This is a genomic window from Xanthomonas sp. AM6, from assembly GCF_025665335.1.
Lineage (GTDB): Bacteria > Pseudomonadota > Gammaproteobacteria > Xanthomonadales > Xanthomonadaceae > Xanthomonas_A.
The window spans coordinates 2,655,015-2,670,000 of sequence record NZ_CP106869.1; the positions used below are offsets into that span (position 1 = coordinate 2,655,015).

The 14,986-nt window shown below is 70.4% G+C and carries 13 protein-coding genes; 6 read left to right on the forward strand and 7 right to left on the reverse strand.

The features are described 5' to 3' along the window. Positions 1 to 326: 326 nt before the first annotated feature. From OCJ37_RS11120 to OCJ37_RS11130, 3 genes are all read right to left on the reverse strand, one after another. Positions 327 to 2,414: an Lnb N-terminal periplasmic domain-containing protein gene (locus tag OCJ37_RS11120; RefSeq protein WP_263109475.1), complete on the reverse strand. Its 2,088-nt coding sequence runs from the start codon at positions 2,412 to 2,414 to the stop codon at positions 327 to 329. Then, a complete protein-coding gene (locus OCJ37_RS11125) occupies positions 2,411 to 2,728 on the reverse strand; it encodes a DUF2388 domain-containing protein (RefSeq protein WP_263109476.1) in 318 nt (105 codons plus the stop codon). The genes OCJ37_RS11120 and OCJ37_RS11125 overlap by 4 nt, the downstream gene beginning before the upstream one ends. 114 nt (positions 2,729 to 2,842) lie before the next feature. Then, positions 2,843 to 4,231 (reverse strand): D-2-hydroxyglutarate dehydrogenase, encoded by a 1,389-nt coding sequence (locus tag OCJ37_RS11130; protein WP_263109477.1) that lies wholly within the window; start codon positions 4,229 to 4,231, stop codon positions 2,843 to 2,845. Positions 4,232 to 4,519: 288 nt separating this feature from the next. Here OCJ37_RS11130 and serA point away from each other — a divergent pair, with 288 nt between their 5' ends. Next, on the forward strand, positions 4,520 to 5,761 hold the full coding sequence (gene serA / locus OCJ37_RS11135; protein WP_263109478.1) for a phosphoglycerate dehydrogenase: 1,242 nt from the start codon (positions 4,520 to 4,522) through the stop codon (positions 5,759 to 5,761). Between the two features lie 185 nt (positions 5,762 to 5,946). Here serA and OCJ37_RS11140 read toward each other — a convergent pair whose 3' ends face one another. Continuing rightward, a complete protein-coding gene (locus tag OCJ37_RS11140) occupies positions 5,947 to 6,228 on the reverse strand; it encodes a hypothetical protein (RefSeq protein ID WP_263109479.1) in 282 nt (93 codons plus the stop codon). A 105-nt stretch (positions 6,229 to 6,333) separates the two neighbouring features. Continuing rightward, complete coding sequence (locus tag OCJ37_RS11145) at positions 6,334 to 6,885, reverse strand: NUDIX hydrolase (RefSeq protein ID WP_263109480.1); 552 nt, start codon at positions 6,883 to 6,885, stop codon at positions 6,334 to 6,336. A 169-nt stretch (positions 6,886 to 7,054) separates the two neighbouring features. Between OCJ37_RS11145 and OCJ37_RS11150 the strand changes: the two genes are divergently transcribed. The 5 genes from OCJ37_RS11150 to mtnC all read left to right on the forward strand — a co-directional run bounded on the left by OCJ37_RS11150 (position 7,055) and on the right by mtnC (position 12,095). Continuing rightward, positions 7,055 to 8,527 carry an amino acid permease gene (locus tag OCJ37_RS11150; protein ID WP_263109481.1) on the forward strand — a complete coding sequence of 491 codons (1,473 nt, stop codon included), beginning with the start codon at positions 7,055 to 7,057 and terminating at the stop codon, positions 8,525 to 8,527. 110 nt (positions 8,528 to 8,637) lie between these two features. Next, positions 8,638 to 10,074: an amino acid permease gene (locus tag OCJ37_RS11155; RefSeq protein ID WP_263109482.1), complete on the forward strand. Its 1,437-nt coding sequence runs from the start codon at positions 8,638 to 8,640 to the stop codon at positions 10,072 to 10,074. 9 nt (positions 10,075 to 10,083) lie between these two features. Then, positions 10,084 to 10,725, forward strand: a complete 642-nt coding sequence (locus OCJ37_RS11160; protein WP_263109483.1) for a methylthioribulose 1-phosphate dehydratase — start codon at positions 10,084 to 10,086, stop codon at positions 10,723 to 10,725. A 102-nt stretch (positions 10,726 to 10,827) separates the two neighbouring features. Beyond that, the gene (locus OCJ37_RS11165) at positions 10,828 to 11,394 is read left to right on the forward strand and encodes a 1,2-dihydroxy-3-keto-5-methylthiopentene dioxygenase (protein ID WP_263109484.1); all 567 of its coding nucleotides are present in this window, start codon (positions 10,828 to 10,830) and stop codon (positions 11,392 to 11,394) included. A gap of 2 nt (positions 11,395 to 11,396) precedes the next feature. Further along, positions 11,397 to 12,095 (forward strand): acireductone synthase, encoded by a 699-nt coding sequence (gene mtnC / locus OCJ37_RS11170; protein ID WP_263109485.1) that lies wholly within the window; start codon positions 11,397 to 11,399, stop codon positions 12,093 to 12,095. Positions 12,096 to 12,225: 130 nt separating this feature from the next. Here mtnC and OCJ37_RS11175 read toward each other — a convergent pair whose 3' ends face one another. Both OCJ37_RS11175 and OCJ37_RS11180 read right to left on the reverse strand, forming a co-directional pair. Continuing rightward, positions 12,226 to 13,656 carry a glycoside hydrolase family 47 protein gene (locus tag OCJ37_RS11175; protein ID WP_263109486.1) on the reverse strand — a complete coding sequence of 477 codons (1,431 nt, stop codon included), beginning with the start codon at positions 13,654 to 13,656 and terminating at the stop codon, positions 12,226 to 12,228. A gap of 184 nt (positions 13,657 to 13,840) precedes the next feature. Beyond that, complete coding sequence (locus tag OCJ37_RS11180; RefSeq protein ID WP_263113655.1) at positions 13,841 to 14,884, reverse strand: LacI family DNA-binding transcriptional regulator; 1,044 nt, start codon at positions 14,882 to 14,884, stop codon at positions 13,841 to 13,843. Positions 14,885 to 14,986 lie beyond the last annotated feature (102 nt).

The following is a 14,986-nucleotide window of genomic DNA, read 5'->3' on the forward strand; positions in this document are numbered from 1 at the left end:
TCGAACTACCCGGCTCCGGCAGCAGTCGGGGCTGAAGCCCCTCCTACAGTGCACCCAGCCGGCCCACCGCAAGCCCCTGTAGGAGCGACTTCAGTCGCGACAAACGAAGCCATCGAACCACCCAGCTCCGGCAGCAGTCGGGGCTGAAGCCCCTCCTACAGTGCACCCAGCCGGCCCACCGCAAGTCCCTGTGGGAGCGACTTCAGTCGCGACGAACGGAGCCTGCCGACGTCTTCGGCTCTGGATCGGCCTGGCGGCCGTCAAAGCCCCTTCCACAGCGCGTCCGGTCAGCGCGCCGCAGAAGCCCTGGATCGCCTTTCAACCGATCATTCCGCTCCCGCAGGGTGCAGCAGCGACGGCGTGGCCAGCTGCAGTCCGCCGCCGTCGCGATTGAGTTCGCGCAGGCGCGACCCCAGCGCCGTCAGGTTCGCGTCGATCTGCTGCAGTTCCGCGCGCAGCGGGGGCGGCAGCAAGCCGTGCAGCCGTGCCTGCAAGGTGGCGCCGTCGCTGCGCAGCGCGTCGATCCGTGCCTGGCCCTGGCGTTGCAGCCATGCGCGCTCCTGCGCCTGCGGCAGCCCGTAGCCGGGCTGGCCACGCAGCAGCGTCGAGGGCTGGCTCAGCAGGCCTTGCTGCGCCAGCACCGCACGGACGGCGGCGGCCGCATCCTCGGTCTCGGCAGCGGCAACGGCTGCGTGGGTAACCGGGATGACGGTGCCGGCATCGGCATCGGCGTCGGCGTTGACGCCGGCACCGGCACTCCCGGCACCAGAACCGGAACCATCGCCCTCCCTCCCGGGCAGATGCGCCGCGGCCAGGTAGCGGCGCTTCAATGCGTCACGGCCGCGTTGCTCCTGGCGCCGGCGCGCGGCGTTCTCCAGCAGCAGCAGTGCGGCGCTGGCGCGCAGGTCGCCGCGTTGCAGCCAGGGCGCGCGCTGCGCCGCCGGCAGGTCCAGCCAGCGTTCCACGCTGCGCGCGGGCAACGCCAGCTGCGCGCGCGCCACCGCGAACATCGCCGCGTAGTGCGCGCTCGCCGGCGCGAAGTAATAGCCCTGGCGCGCGGCGGCGTCGGCATCGTCCAGCACCGCGCTGTCGGCGATGCCGGCGCGGGCCAGGCGCCGCAGCAGGCCGGTCGGGCTGATCCCGGACAGGCGCGCGCCGGCCAGCCGCGGCACGCCGTCGTGCAGCAGCTTGTAGGTCTCCACCGCACAGTTGTTGCTGAGGAAGTAATAGCGGCCGTCGTAGCTCCAGTGCAGTTGCGCGGCGCGTTCCAGCAACGCCGCGATCTCCTCCGGCGCCAGCCGCAGCGGGATCGACTGCAGCCCGCGCAGTTGCACCTGGGTGTATTCGTCGACCACCTGCCGCAACGGCAGCACGAACAGCCGCGACGGATACGAACCGACCAGGCCGCGCACGCTGGAGATCTGCACGTCGTCGACGAAGGCGCGGAACGACAGCACCTTGTGATACGCCAGGTCCAGGCGGCAATCGGGACCGGGCGTGCGCCCCGGCGCGCAGATCACCAGCCGCAGCATGCTGTGGCCCCAGTGGCTCATCGGCTGCGCATTGCCCTCGGCCAGCAGGTAGTCCACCGCGTAGACCCGCGCCGGGTCCAGCTGCAGCAGCGCCGCCTCGTCGGCCAGCGGATCCTGCAGGTAGACCAGGCCGGGTGCGCAGGCCGGCGCCGGCGGCGACCAGGCCAGGCGCTGCGCGAAATAGCGCGCCAGCGCCGGGCGCCGGCACGCGTAGTCCGGATCGAGCAGGAAGTGTTCCAGGTTGACCGCGACGAATTCCGTCGGCGACGCCAGTTCGTACCGGTCCGGACTGCGTTCGCTGAAGCCGTTGCGGCCCACGCGCAGGCCCAGCCGCATCGGGCTGACCTGCCAGCCGGCCAGATCCAGCAGGCGCGGATCGGCCGACAGCCGGCCCGCCGCGGAGCGGTCGTAGAAATGCGCCAGTTCGTGCAGCAGCGCCGCGATCGCCGGCCGCCTCGCCGTCAGCTGGATCTCGGCGTCGGTCAGGTCAGCGCCTGCTCGCGCGCCGACGCGGTCTTTCTGTTCTGGGCGACGGCCGCCGGTACCGAGGTCGGGATCGACATCGGCTGCGCCGGCAGGCTGCGCCATCCACGCGCGCAGCAATGCCTTGTTCAACAGCAGTTGCCGCGCCTGCGCCCTGCCGTGCACCTGCGGCGGCAGGTCGTCGCGCCATTGCAGCGTCAGCGGCAGATCGATCGCCGCGCTCCAGGCCGTCGGCAACATCGGCAGCGTCGCATCGAGCAACGCCTGGCTGGCGGCGCGCTCGGGCGCGCTCAGTCCGTTCGCATCGACCTGCAACCGCAAGGCCTGCACCGGCGATGCGCAGGCCAGCCAGGCCAAGGCCAGCCACGCCAGCCGGCGCAGCGGCCGGCGCGGTCTCACAGCGCCAGGATGGCCTGCGCCAGTTGCAGGTCGCTGGCCTGCTGCGCCTGCGGATTGCGCTCGCGCAGCACGCGCAGCGCCGCTTCCAGCTGCGCGCCGCGGATGCGGCCGGCGCTGGCGACGAAGCCGGCCGCGTCGTCGCGCGCCTGCAGCACCAGCTTGTCGTCGCCGGAGCTGCTGTCCGAGGACGCCGAACTGCCGGCCGAACCGGCCGAGGCCGAGCCGGCGGAGGTGCCGGCGAAGCTGGAGGCCTGCGCGAACGCCGGGACGGTCAGGATCAACAACAGGGCGCAGCGCAGGGTCACTCGGTTCATCGCATCGGTTCCAGCGGGATCGGGAAAGGGACGCGGCCGGGCCGCGTCGGCATAGCCTAGCCGGCCGCTGCCGCGAGCGCCAACCGCAGCGCCGCTGCCTGCGCGGCGCGCGGTTCAGGGATCGAACAGCTTGCCTGGGTTGAGCAGCCCGGCCGGATCGAACACGCGCTTGACCGCGCGCATCAGCGCGATCTCCTCGGCGCTGCGGGTGCTGTCCAGATACGGCTTCTTGACCAGGCCGATGCCGTGTTCGGCGGAGATGCTGCCGCCGTGCTGCGCCAGCACCTGCGCCAGCAGCTTGGTGACCTGCTCGCAGGCGGCGATGAACTCGGCGTCGGCGGTGGCGTCGGGCTTGAGCACGTTGATGTGCAGGTTGCCGTCGCCGATGTGACCGAACCAGACCACGTCGAACTGCGGATAGGCCTGGCCGAGCAGCGCCTGGGTCTGCGCCAGGAACGCCGGCATCGCCGAGATCCGCACCGACACGTCGTTCTTGTACGGCTTGTAGCGCGCCACCGCCTCGGTGATGCCTTCGCGCAGGCGCCACAGCTGCGCCGCCTGCGCATCGCTCTGGCTGATCACCCCGTCCAGCACCCAGCCCTGCTCCATGCACGCCTCGAACGCGGCCAGCGCCGCGGCCTCCTGCGCCTCGTCGCCGCTGGCGTACTCGGTGACCACGTAGTACGGGTAGACCGTGTCGAACGGCGCCTGCGCGCCATGCGCCAGCACGTGCTGCAGCGCGCGGTCGGTGAAGAATTCGAACGCCTCCAGCTGCAGCCGGCCGCGGAACGCGGCGAACACCTGCATCAGCACCTCGAACGAAGGCAGCGCCAGCAGCATCACGTTGCTCGGCGGCGGCGGATCGGTCAGCCGCAGCGTGGCCTCCACCACGACGCCCAGCGTGCCCTCCGAGCCGATCAGCAGCTGGCGGAAATCGTAGCCGCTGGAATTCTTGATCAGCCCGCGGTTGAGCTCGAGCAATTCGCCGCTGCCGGTGACCACCTTCAGTCCGGCGATCCACTCGCGGGTGTTGCCGTAGCGGATCACGCGGATGCCACCGGCATTGGTGGCGATGTTGCCGCCGATCGAGCACGAGCCGCGCGCGGCGAAATCCACCGGATACACCAGCCCGTGCTCGCGCGCCGCGTTGTGCACCGCTTCCAGCGGCATGCCGGCCTGCACGGTGAGGGTGCGGTCGACCGCATCGAACGCCAGCGCCTTGTTCATCCGCTCCAGGCTCAGCACCAGCTCGCCGTGCGCGGCCACCGCGCCGCCGGACAGCCCGGTGCGGCCGCCGGAGGGCACCACCGCCACCGCGTGGTCGTTGGCCCAGCGCAGCACCGCCTGCACCTCGTCCACCGTCGCCGGCAGCGCGATCGCCAGCGGCGCCGGCGTCCAGCGCCGGGTCCAGTCGCGGCCGTAGTGCTCCAGGTCGGCGGGGTCGGTCTTCAGGCGCAGTCCGGGAACGGCGTGCGTCAGGGCGTCCAGGCGCGGGTCGGTCATGGGTTGGGAGCCGGGCGAAAGCAAGCGTTCAAGCGTGCCAGCGTTGCGTGGCGGCGTCCAGTTGGGGCTGCGGATTCGGGATGCGGGATTCGAGGTTCGGGATTCGACGCGAATCTCCACGAGCGGGCAAAGCCTGCACGCTATCCCGAATCCCCCGCCCAAACATCGATGCAGCTGAAACCTTTGTCGGCATTGCGTTCGCGCCGCCCGGCGTCCTACTGCGACGCACCAAAGCGCGCAGGCATCTGGCATAGTGACCGGCCCGCTCGCCTCGCCCCTGTGCCCGCAATGTCGCCCAAGAAGACCTCGTTTCCGAAGCAGGATATCCGTGTGCTGCTGCTCGAAGGCATCAGCCAGACCGCCGTCGACGTGTTCCGCGCCGCCGGCTACTCGCAGATCGAGCTGCACGCCAAGTCGCTGCCGGAAGAGGAACTGAAGGCGCGCATCGCCGAGGCGCACATCGTCGGCATCCGCTCGCGCACCCAGCTCAGCGCCGAGGTGCTGGCGCACGCCAAGCGGCTGATCGCGGTCGGCTGCTTCTGCATCGGCACCAACCAGGTGGACCTGGACGCGGCCGAACTGGCCGGCATCCCGGTGTTCAACGCGCCCTATTCCAATACCCGCAGCGTCGCCGAGCTGGTCATCGCCGAGGCGATCCTGCTGCTGCGCGGCATCCCGCAGAAGAACGCCGAATGCCACCGCGGCGGCTGGTCGAAGTCGGCCGCCGGCAGCCACGAGACCCGCGGCAAGGTGCTGGGCATCGTCGGCTACGGGCACATCGGCACCCAGGTCGGGGTGCTGGCGGAATCGCTGGGCATGCAGGTGATCTTCCACGACATCGAGGCCAAGCTGTCGCTGGGCAACGCGCGCGCGGCGACCGACCTGGACGAGCTGCTGGCGCGTTCGGACGTGGTCACCCTGCACGTGCCGGAAACCGCCGCGACCAAGGACATGATCGGCGCGGCGCAGATCGCGCAGATGAAGCCCGGCGCGCACCTGATCAACGCCTCGCGCGGCACCGTGATCGACATCGCCGCGCTGGACGCGGCGCTGAGCTCCGGCCACATCGGCGGCGCCGCGGTGGACGTGTTCCCGGTCGAGCCCAAGGGCAACGGCGACCTGTTCGAATCGCCGCTGGCCGCGCACGACAACGTGATCCTGACCCCGCACGTGGGCGGCAGCACGCTGGAAGCGCAGGACAACATCGGCGTGGAAGTGGCCGCCAAGCTGGTGCGCTACAGCGACAACGGCAGCACCCTGTCGGCGGTGAACTTCCCCGAGGTCACCCTGCCCGAGCACGCCGAGAGCCTGCGCCTGCTGCACATCCACCGCAACGTGCCGGGCGTGCTGTCGCAGATCAACGAACTGTTCTCGCGCCACAACGTCAACATCGACGGCCAGTTCCTGCGCACCGACCCCAAGGTCGGCTACGTGGTGATCGACGTCGCCGCCAGCGAGGAACTGGCGGGGGTGCTGAAGGACGAACTGGGGCAGATCGCCGGGACCTTGCGCACGCGGATTCTCTACTGACGGGGAGTCGGGATTGGGGATTGGGAAGAGCGGCGGCGCTGGCGAGTCCGTTCACCGACTGCGATCGGGCCTGGATCGATCGTGGCGGCGCAGACGCGCGAGGGAGCGCAAGGCTTGGATCAAGCGCGGAAAATCGGATCAAGCACCCCAGCTCTAGCGAATCCCAAATCTCGAATCCCGGCCCCTCAGGGCTGCAGTTCGGCACGCAGCCCTTCGCTCAACAGATAGTCGTCGGCCTTCAGGTACCAGCGCTCCGGGCCGGTGGTGACCGCTTCCATGTACAGGCCGCCGCCGTCCTCGCGCGGCGGGCGCTGCAGGCTGACGATCGCCACGCCATGCGGCGGCCGGCTCAATGCCAGCAGCGTGCGTTGCACGGTGCGCGCCAGTTCGGCCGACTCCATCCGCTCGTCGAGCGGGCGGAATGCCAGGCGGTAGGTGAACGACGCAGCGGCGCGGGACATGGGCATGGACAGGCAACGGGCGCCCAAGGGTACCCAATCCGGCCAGGCCCGCCCAGCCGGCGCCGCGCGCGCCCCGATTAGCCTATGCGGCAGCGCCCGTTGCCGGGTGCGTCAGCTTCCGCCGCGCGCCAGCCACTTGCCGGCCATCCGCCGCAGCGACGGATCCAGGTCCGGCTCGGCCAGCAGTTCGGCGATCGGGCGCCAGGCCAGGGCCAGCGACTCGGCGCTGACCGCGAACGTTTCGTCGGCGCCGGCGCGCACCACGTAGCGCGCGTCGAAGTGCCAGTGCCCGGGCACCTCCTGGCGCGCGGGGATCCAGTGCCGGTCCAGGTCGAACACGGCGCCGTCCTCCAGCGCCAGCCCGGGCAGCCCGGACTCCTCCTCGGCTTCCTTCAGCGCCACCTGCGCCAGGTCGCGGTCGCCGTCGGCATGCCCGCCCAGCTGCAGCCAGCGCTGCAGCTTGCGGTGGTGGGTCAGCAGGGTGCGTGCGCCGTCGGCGCTGACCAGCCAGGCCGAACCGGTGAAGTGGCCGTCCAGGCGCGCACGCACGAACGGGTCGTGCGCATCGTCCAGCAACGCCAGGAATTGCGCGGCAACCTCGGCCTCCTGCGGCCAACGGACGGCATAGGCCTGCAACTGGCGGCGCAGGGAGAGGTCCGGCATGGGGCATTCTCGCGATCGGGGCCGGCCATTATCGCCGCCGACGGTGCGGCGCGGCTTGTGGCGGCCGTCCGGCTTTGGCATGGTACGACGCTTGCGTGGCCCGCTTGGGCCTAGCGCACCATCTTTACCGGGGCACGACAGCCCCGATCGCCACCAGGGGATGCACCGCATGCTGAAGTCTCTGTTGAGGGTCAAGCCGATCGAACCGGCCGGGCACGTCGATGCCGGCGAACCGTTCGAAGGCAGCCTGGAAGGCGAAGCCACGCTGAAACGGACCCTCACCGCCAGGCACCTGATCCTGCTCGGCATCGGTGCGGTGATCGGCGCGGGCATCTTCGTGCTGACCGGCCAGGCCGCTGCCAACCACGCCGGCCCGGCGGTGATGCTGTCGTTCGTGTTCGCCGGCATCGCCTGCGCCTTCGCCGGCCTGTGCTACGCCGAGTTCGCGGCGATGATGCCGGTCTCCGGCAGCGCCTATTCCTACTCCTACACCACCCTGGGCGAAGGCGTGGCCTGGTTCATCGGCTGGTGCCTGGTGCTGGAATACCTGTTCGCCGGCTCCAGCGTCGCGGTCGGCTGGTCGGCCTACCTGATCAGTTTCCTGACCGGCACCCTGGGGCTGCCGTTCCCGGCGGAACTGGCGAGTTCGCCGCTGGCCTGGAACGGCCACGCCTTCGTCGCCTCCGGCGGCATCGTCAACCTGCCGGCGGTGCTGATCGTCGGCGCGGTCAGCATCCTGTGCTACGTCGGCGTCACCCAGTCGGCGTTCGCCAACGCCATCGTGGTGGCGATCAAGGTCCTGGTGATCTGCCTGTTCGTCGGCTTCGGCGTGTCCCACGTCGATCCGGCCAACTGGCATCCGTTCATCCCCGAAAACACCGGCCCGGGCGAGTTCGGCTGGAGCGGCGTGTTCCGCGCCGCTTCCATCGTGTTCTTCTCCTACATCGGCTTCGACGCGGTCTCCACCTCCGCCGGCGAGACCAAGGACCCGCAGCGCAACATGCCGATCGGCATCCTGGTGTCGCTGGCGGTGTGCACGGTCATCTACATCATCGTCTGCGCGGTGCTGACCGGGCTGCTGCCCTACACCCAGCTCGGCACCGCCAAGCCGGTCGCCACCGCGCTGGAGCACTATCCCAGCCTGGCCTGGCTGAAGACCTTCGTGGAGATCGGCGCCATCGCCGGCCTGTCCTCGGTGGTGCTGGTGATGCTGATGGCGCAGCCGCGCATCTTCTACACGATGGCGCGCGACGGCCTGCTGCCCAAGCTGTTCGGCAAGGTCCACCGCAAGTTCCACACGCCCTACGTGGGCACGATCGTCGTCGGCGTGGTCGCCGCGCTGCTGGCCGGGCTGATCCCGCTGGACGTGCTCGGCGAACTGGTGTCGATGGGCACCCTGCTCGCCTTCGCCACCGTGTGCGTCGGCGTGCTGGTCCTGCGCTTCACCAAGCCGGACCTGCCGCGGCCGTTCCGGGTGCCGTTCGCGCCGGTGGTCTGCACGCTCGGCGCGCTGTTCTGCGTCGGCCTGTTCCTGCAGGCGTTCCAGGAACACTGGAAGGTGTTCGTCGGCTGGACCCTGATCGGCCTGGTCATCTATTTCGGCTACGGCATCCGCCACAGCCGCCTGGCCGGCAAGGCTTAATTGCGAGTCCCTCGCAAGAGCCCGCACATCCATGTGCGGGGATTCAACTCTCGAGTCCTCCCTCGCAAGAGCCCGCACATCCATGTGCGGGATTCAACAGGAACCGCTCCATGCTCAAACAACTCTGGGCCACCAAACATCCCCATGCCAGCCACGAGGACGCCGGCGGCCTGGGCCTGCAGCGTGCGCTCGGCCCCTGGGGCCTGACCGCGCTGGGCATCGGCGCGGTGATCGGCGGCGGCATCTTCGTCATCACCGGGCAGGCCGCGGCCAACCATGCCGGCCCGGCGATCATGCTGTCGTTCGTGCTGGCCGCGCTGTGCTGCGCGTTCTGCGCGCTGGCCTACGCCGAATTCGCGGCGATGGTGCCGGTGTCCGGCAGCGCCTACACCTACACCTACGCCACCTTCGGCGAACTGGCGGCCTGGTTCATCGGCTGGATGCTGGTGCTGGAGTACGGCGTGTCGGCCTCGGCGGTGGCGGTGAGCTGGACCGGCTACTTCCTGAGCCTGCTCGACCATTTCGGCATCCACCTGCCCGCGGCGCTGGTCAACGCGCCGCTGGACGGCAAGCTGCAGCGCACCGGCGCGATCGCCAACCTGCCCGCGGCCGCCATCGTGCTGCTGCTGACATGGCTGTGCTACGTCGGCATCCGCAAGTCCTCGGCGATGAACATGGCGATGGTGGTGCTCAAGACCGGGCTGATCCTGCTGGTGATCGCGGTGGGCTGGAAGTACGTGGACACCGCCAACTGGCACCCGTTCATCCCGGCCAACGAAGGCCCGGGCAAGTACGGCATGGAAGGCGTGCTGCGCGGCGCGGCGATGGTGTTCTTCGCCTACATCGGCTTCGAGGCCGTCTCCGTGGCGGCGCAGGAATCGCACCGGCCGCAGCGCGACCTGCCGATCGGCATGATCCTGTCGCTGGTGATCTGCACCGTGCTGTACATCGCGATGGCCGCGGTGATGACCGGGCTGGTGCCCTACACCCTGCTGGGCACCGACGAGCCGGTGGTGACCGCGGTGGGCGCGCATCCGCAACTGGCGTGGCTGCGGGTGGTGGTCGAGGTCGGCGCGCTGATCGGCCTGTCCTCGGTGGTGCTGGTGATGATCATCGGCCAGCCGCGGATCTTCATGATCATCGCCCGCGACGGGCTGCTGCCGCCGGTGTTCACCAAGATCCATCCCAAGTACCGCACCCCGCACGTCAACACGGTGATCACCGGCATCGGCATCGCGCTGCTGGCGGCGCTGTTCCCGCTGGACGTGCTCGGCGAGCTGACCTCGATGGGTACCCTGATCGCCTTCGCCGCCGTCTGCGCCGGGGTGCTGATCCTGCGCCGCACCCAGCCCGACCTGCCGCGCCCGTTCCGCATCCCGTTCGCCTGGCTGATCTGCATCGCCGGCGTGCTCAGCTGCCTGGCGCTGCTGTCGGCGATGACCGCGCACAACTGGCTGCTGATGGGCGGCTGGACCGTGCTCGGCCTGCTGATCTATTTCGGCTACGGTTTCCGCCACAGCCGCCTGCGTGCCACACAGCCTCGCTAGAATAGGGGCATGAACGCACAGCCCTACGATACCGAACGCCTGCGCACGCTGGCCCAGCTGCTGATCGGCAACATCCGCGAACTGTCGGCGGCCGGCTGGACTCCGGCCACCAGCAGCAACTTCTCGCACCGGCTCGACGCCGCGCATGCCGCGATCACCGTGTCCGGCCGCGACAAGGGCCGGCTGGTCGAGGCCGACATCATGGTGGTGGACTTCGACGGCAAGGCGGTCGGCAGCGATCACCGGCCGTCGGCCGAGACCCTGCTGCACACCCAGCTGTACCGCCGCTTCCCGGAGATCGGCTGCGTGCTGCACACGCATTCGCCGGTGCAGACCGTCGCCTCGCGGCTGTACGCGCCCGCCGGCCACGTGCGCCTGGAAGGCTACGAGCTACTGAAGGCCCTGCATGGCAACCAGACCCACGAGACCGCGGTGGACCTGCCGGTGTTCGCCAACACCCAGGACATGACCGTGCTGGCCGCGCAGGTGGACGCGCTGCTGGACCGCACCGCGCTGTGGGGCTACCTGATCGACGGCCACGGCCTGTACGCCTGGGGCCGCGACATGGCCGAGGCGCGCCGCCACCTGGAAGCCATCGAGTTCCTGCTGCACTGCGAACTGGAACTGCGCAAGCTGCGCGCGGCGGGCTGAGCGCCCCCCGCGCGGCCCGCGCAACAGCGTTCCAGCGCCGCAACGGCGGCCCCTCCGCCAGCTGCTACTCTTTTCCTCCCCTCGACGCCCTCGCCCGCCGCCATGAGCCGACTCCGCATCTTCGCCGAAACCACTCCCGACGCGCCGCTGTTCGACAGCCGCGATGGCGACGCGATCGCCGCCGAGCTGCGCAAGATCGGCGTCACCTTCGAACGCTGGCAGGCCGACCAGCCGATCGAGGCCGGCGCCACGCCGGAGGCGGTGATGGCCGCCTACAGGACCGACATCGACCGGCTGGTGGCCGAACACGGCTTCAAGACCGTGGACGTGGTCAGCATCGCCCCGGACCACCCGCAGCGCGAGGAGATGCGCAGGAAGTTCCTCGAGGAGCATTTCCACAAGGAGGACGAAGTGCGCTTCTTCGTCGCCGGCTCGGGCCTGTTCACTCTGCACGTGGACGGCAAGGTCTACGAGATCGAATGCGTGCAGAACGACCTGATCGCGGTGCCGGACGGCACCCACCACTGGTTCGACATGGGCCCGGAGCCGCGCTTCGTGGCGATCCGCTTCTTCACCGAGCCGGACGGCTGGGTCGGCCACTTCACCGGCACCGACATCGCCCAGCGCTTCCCGCGCTACGAAGCGGCGCTGCGCGGCGAGGCGGACTGAGCATGAGCGCGCCACGCGTGATCCTGACCGACATCGAAGGCACCACCAGCAGCATCTCCTTCGTCAAGGACGTGCTGTTCCCCTACGCGCGCCGCGCCCTGCCCGAGTTCGTGCGCGAGCACGGCCAGCAGCCGCAGGTGCGGCAGTGGCTGGACGCGGTCGCCACCGAGTGCGGCGGCATCTGCACCGATGCGGTGATCGTGGAGACGCTGCAGGGCTGGATCGACCAGGACCGCAAGCACACCGCGCTGAAGGCGCTGCAGGGCATGATCTGGGAAGCCGGCTACCGCGACGGCGACTACCGGGCGCACTTCTACCCGGACGCGGCGCAGGCGCTGCAGGGCTGGCATGCGGCCGGCCTGCCGCTGTACGTGTATTCCTCCGGCTCGGTGCCGGCGCAGAAGCAGTTCTTCGGCTACAGCGACGCCGGCGACCTGACCGGCCTGGTCTCGGGCTGGTTCGACACCGAGATCGGCGGCAAGCGCGAGGCCGGCAGCTACCGCAACATCGTCGCCGCGATCGGGGTGCCGGCCGCGCAGATCGTGTTCCTGTCCGACGTGGTCGAGGAACTGGATGCCGCGCGCGAGGCCGGGCTGCAGACCCGCCTGCTCGACCGCCGCGAGGATTACCCGCAGCCGCGCACCGGCGCGGCCACGCACGGCCACGATCGCGCGGAGAACTTCCAGCAGATCGTGCTCTGAGCCGGTCGCCGCGCGAGCGGCGGATCCGGGCAGGCCAGCGGCCGCGGGCTCGCGACCGGCCACCAGGTTCTCCGGACGCGCCGCGCGCGGCGGGCCGACCAGCGGCCGGCCGCGCCGCCGGCGGTTGCGCCTACCAGGTCCGCCGCAGCGGATGCGCCTCGGTGTTGAACACCACGCGGTCGAACTCCAGCGCGCTGGCCGGCGCGAACAGCAGGTAGTAGTACTTGAAGGTCTCGGCGAACAGGAAGCTCTCCATGGAGTCCTTCTTCTGCTTGCTGCGCACGTCCTTCAATGCGGCGAACCCGTGTTCGGTGCGCGTGTGGCGCACGAAATCCTCGAAGAACACCTTGCCCATGCCGCGGTAGCGCGCATCGCCGGTGTAGCGGTACAGGTAGTACGCCGATTCGACGATCTCCGGACGCAGCGCGTAGCCCGGCGAGCCGACCTTCATCGTGGCGTAGTCCAGCGATTCGGGCTCGATGCCGTGCAGCCGCCACATCTTCAGCCCCGACTCCTGCAACCGCTTGGCGCGCGGCAGGTCGCCGCCGAGCGCGAGCATGCCCGGCATGAAGGCATCCAGCGCGCCGTAGACGGTGCGCGTGCGCTTGCCGGTGTGCATGTCGGCGTGGCCGTACCACAGCTCGCCTTCGCGCACCTCGTCGGCCAGGTGCGCGTTGACCGGGCCGATGCTCTGCTCCCACATGCGCTTGCAGTCCGGATCGTCGAACAGCTTCCAGCACTTGAGCAGGTACTCGTAGTACGAATCGATGCCGCCGGCGATGGAGCTGTCCGGGTCGGTCCACTTGCCGGTCTCCACGTCTATGTTCAGGCCGACCAGCCCCACCTCGGAGCGCCGGTTGAAGGTTTCCACCAGCGCGCGCTTGGCCTTGTCGTAGTACACCGGGTTGCCGGTGAGCTTGCTCAGCGTGCCGAACTCCAGCAGCAGCGTGCCGGTCTCGGCCGGGTTGCTGACGGTGCCGCTGACCTTGCCGGTGCGCAGGTTGACGTGGGTGTACGGCAGGCCGGTGGGGCTGTCGAACACCGGCAACAGGCGCTTGCCCAGGTCCTCGGCCAGCGCCAGCAGGCGCGCATCGCCGGTCATCTGGTGGGCCGAGAGCAGCCCGCCGAGCAGGCGGATGGTGATCTCGAAGTTCTGCACGTCCATGTCGCGGTCGAACGACAGCTGGGTGACGATCAACTCGCGCGCCTCGGCCGCTTCCTTGTCCAGGCCGAGCAGCAGCAGCGTGTCCAGCGCATCCACCGGCGACATCAGCAGCGGCTCCCGGTACCAGTCGTGCGGCTTGCCGCTGATCGGCTTGAGATCGTCGTGGCCCTTGGCGTAGCGCATGTAGCCCTGCCACGCGTGGCGGGTCTGTTCGCGCACCTGCTCGGCCAGGCGCGCGGCCTCCTTGGCGTCCACCGCGGGCACCGGCGCGAGCGCGGCGGCGGACGCGGCCGGCGCCGCGGCGCGCGGCGGCGCCACCGCGTCGCTGGCGCAGGCGGACGATGCCAGCAGCAGGGCGCTGGCCAGGGAGGCAAAGGGAACGGCTCGCATCGTCATCGTCGGGTCCTCGGGTGGGAAACGGTGTGGGCAGCGCAACGCCGGTCCAGGCTGCGGCGCAGCGCGGACGGACCGGCGGAGACGGACGCGCAGCGGCGCGGATGCGGTCCGCGGCCTCTGCCGAAAAAGGAAGCGCGGGAACTGCGGCGCGGCGCACGCATCGTGCGCGCCGCCGCAACCAACCTCAGGCGGCAGGGGCGCCGCTGCTCTCGCGCACGCACAGCCGCACCGGCGCGACGGTGCGCTGCGGCGCGGCGTCCGGATGCGCCACGCGCTGCAGCAGCAGTTCCGCCGCCTGCCGCCCGCGCGCGCGCGGGTCGACGGTGAGCGTGGTCAGGGCCGGCGAGGCCACGGCGGCCTCGGAGATGTCGTCGAAGCCGGTGACCGCGAATTCGCGGCCCGGCTGCACCCCGCGCCGGGCCAGGCCGAGCATCAGGCCCAGCGCGACGCTGTCGTTGTAGCAGACCGCCGCGGTCGGCACGGCGGGGTGTGCGAACAGCTCGCCGGTCCGCGCCGCGGCATCCACCCGGCTGGGCGCCGATTCGACCATCCACTCCGGCCGCAGCGCCACCCCGGCCTCGCCCAGCGCCTGCGCATAGCCGCGGCGGCGCTGGTCGCAGGAACTGGAGGCGGCATGGCCGCCGAAGAACGCGATGCGCCGGTGCCCGCGTTCGAGCAGATGGCGGGTGGCCAGGTAGGCGCCCTGCTGGTTGTCCAGGGTGAGGAAGTCCCAGTCCGCGCCGGCCAGCTCGCGGTTGAACAGCAGCACATGCGCCTGGCCCAGCACCTGGCGCAGTTGTGCCGCGTCGCTGCCTTCGGCCGGCGACAGGATCAGCCCGGCCGGGGTGTGTTCCATCAAGGTGGCCAGCACCGCCTGCTGGCGCTGCGGCGATTCGCCGGTACTGCCGAGCAGCGTCACATAGCCCTTGCCGCCCAGCGCCTCGTCCACGCCGGCGGCGAATTCGGCGAAGAACGGATTGGACAGGTCGTTGATCACCAGCGCCACGCTGGAGGAGGTGCGCCGGCGCAGGTTGGCGGCGCCGCGGTTGTAGACGTAGCGCTGGCGCCGCAGCTCGGCTTCGACCCGCGCGCGGGTGTCCACGTTCACCAGCGGGCTGCCGCGCAGGACCAGCGAGACCGTCGCGCGCGACACGCCGATCGCCTTGGCGATGTCGGTCACGGTGACTGCGCGTGCGCCCTTTCCGGCAGGAGTGGTGTTGTCGTTCATCGTCTCGCCAGGGCGCTTCGGCATGGCGCAAGCCTAAACGATCGGGGGGGTTCGGGATTGGCGGCCGGCATGGCGCGCTGGCGCCACGCGACGGCGCGGGCG

What these genes read in the sequence shown, in the direction of transcription:
- OCJ37_RS11140 (WP_263109479.1), bottom strand. Translation starts at nt 6,228, where the DNA reads ATGCCCATGTCCCGCGCCGCTGCGTCGTTCACCTACCGCCTGGCATTC.
- OCJ37_RS11155 (WP_263109482.1), top strand. Translation starts at nt 8,638, where the DNA reads ATGCTCAAACAACTCTGGGCCACCAAACATCCCCATGCCAGCCACGAG.
- OCJ37_RS11175 (WP_263109486.1), bottom strand. Translation starts at nt 13,656, where the DNA reads ATGACGATGCGAGCCGTTCCCTTTGCCTCCCTGGCCAGCGCCCTGCTG.
- OCJ37_RS11125 (WP_263109476.1), bottom strand. Translation starts at nt 2,728, where the DNA reads ATGAACCGAGTGACCCTGCGCTGCGCCCTGTTGTTGATCCTGACCGTC.
- OCJ37_RS11165 (WP_263109484.1), top strand. Translation starts at nt 10,828, where the DNA reads ATGAGCCGACTCCGCATCTTCGCCGAAACCACTCCCGACGCGCCGCTG.
- OCJ37_RS11130 (WP_263109477.1), bottom strand. Translation starts at nt 4,231, where the DNA reads ATGACCGACCCGCGCCTGGACGCCCTGACGCACGCCGTTCCCGGACTG.
- OCJ37_RS11160 (WP_263109483.1), top strand. Translation starts at nt 10,084, where the DNA reads ATGAACGCACAGCCCTACGATACCGAACGCCTGCGCACGCTGGCCCAG.
- OCJ37_RS11150 (WP_263109481.1), top strand. Translation starts at nt 7,055, where the DNA reads ATGCTGAAGTCTCTGTTGAGGGTCAAGCCGATCGAACCGGCCGGGCAC.
- OCJ37_RS11180 (WP_263113655.1), bottom strand. Translation starts at nt 14,884, where the DNA reads ATGAACGACAACACCACTCCTGCCGGAAAGGGCGCACGCGCAGTCACC.
- mtnC (WP_263109485.1), top strand. Translation starts at nt 11,397, where the DNA reads ATGAGCGCGCCACGCGTGATCCTGACCGACATCGAAGGCACCACCAGC.
- serA (WP_263109478.1), top strand. Translation starts at nt 4,520, where the DNA reads ATGTCGCCCAAGAAGACCTCGTTTCCGAAGCAGGATATCCGTGTGCTG.
- OCJ37_RS11145 (WP_263109480.1), bottom strand. Translation starts at nt 6,885, where the DNA reads ATGCCGGACCTCTCCCTGCGCCGCCAGTTGCAGGCCTATGCCGTCCGT.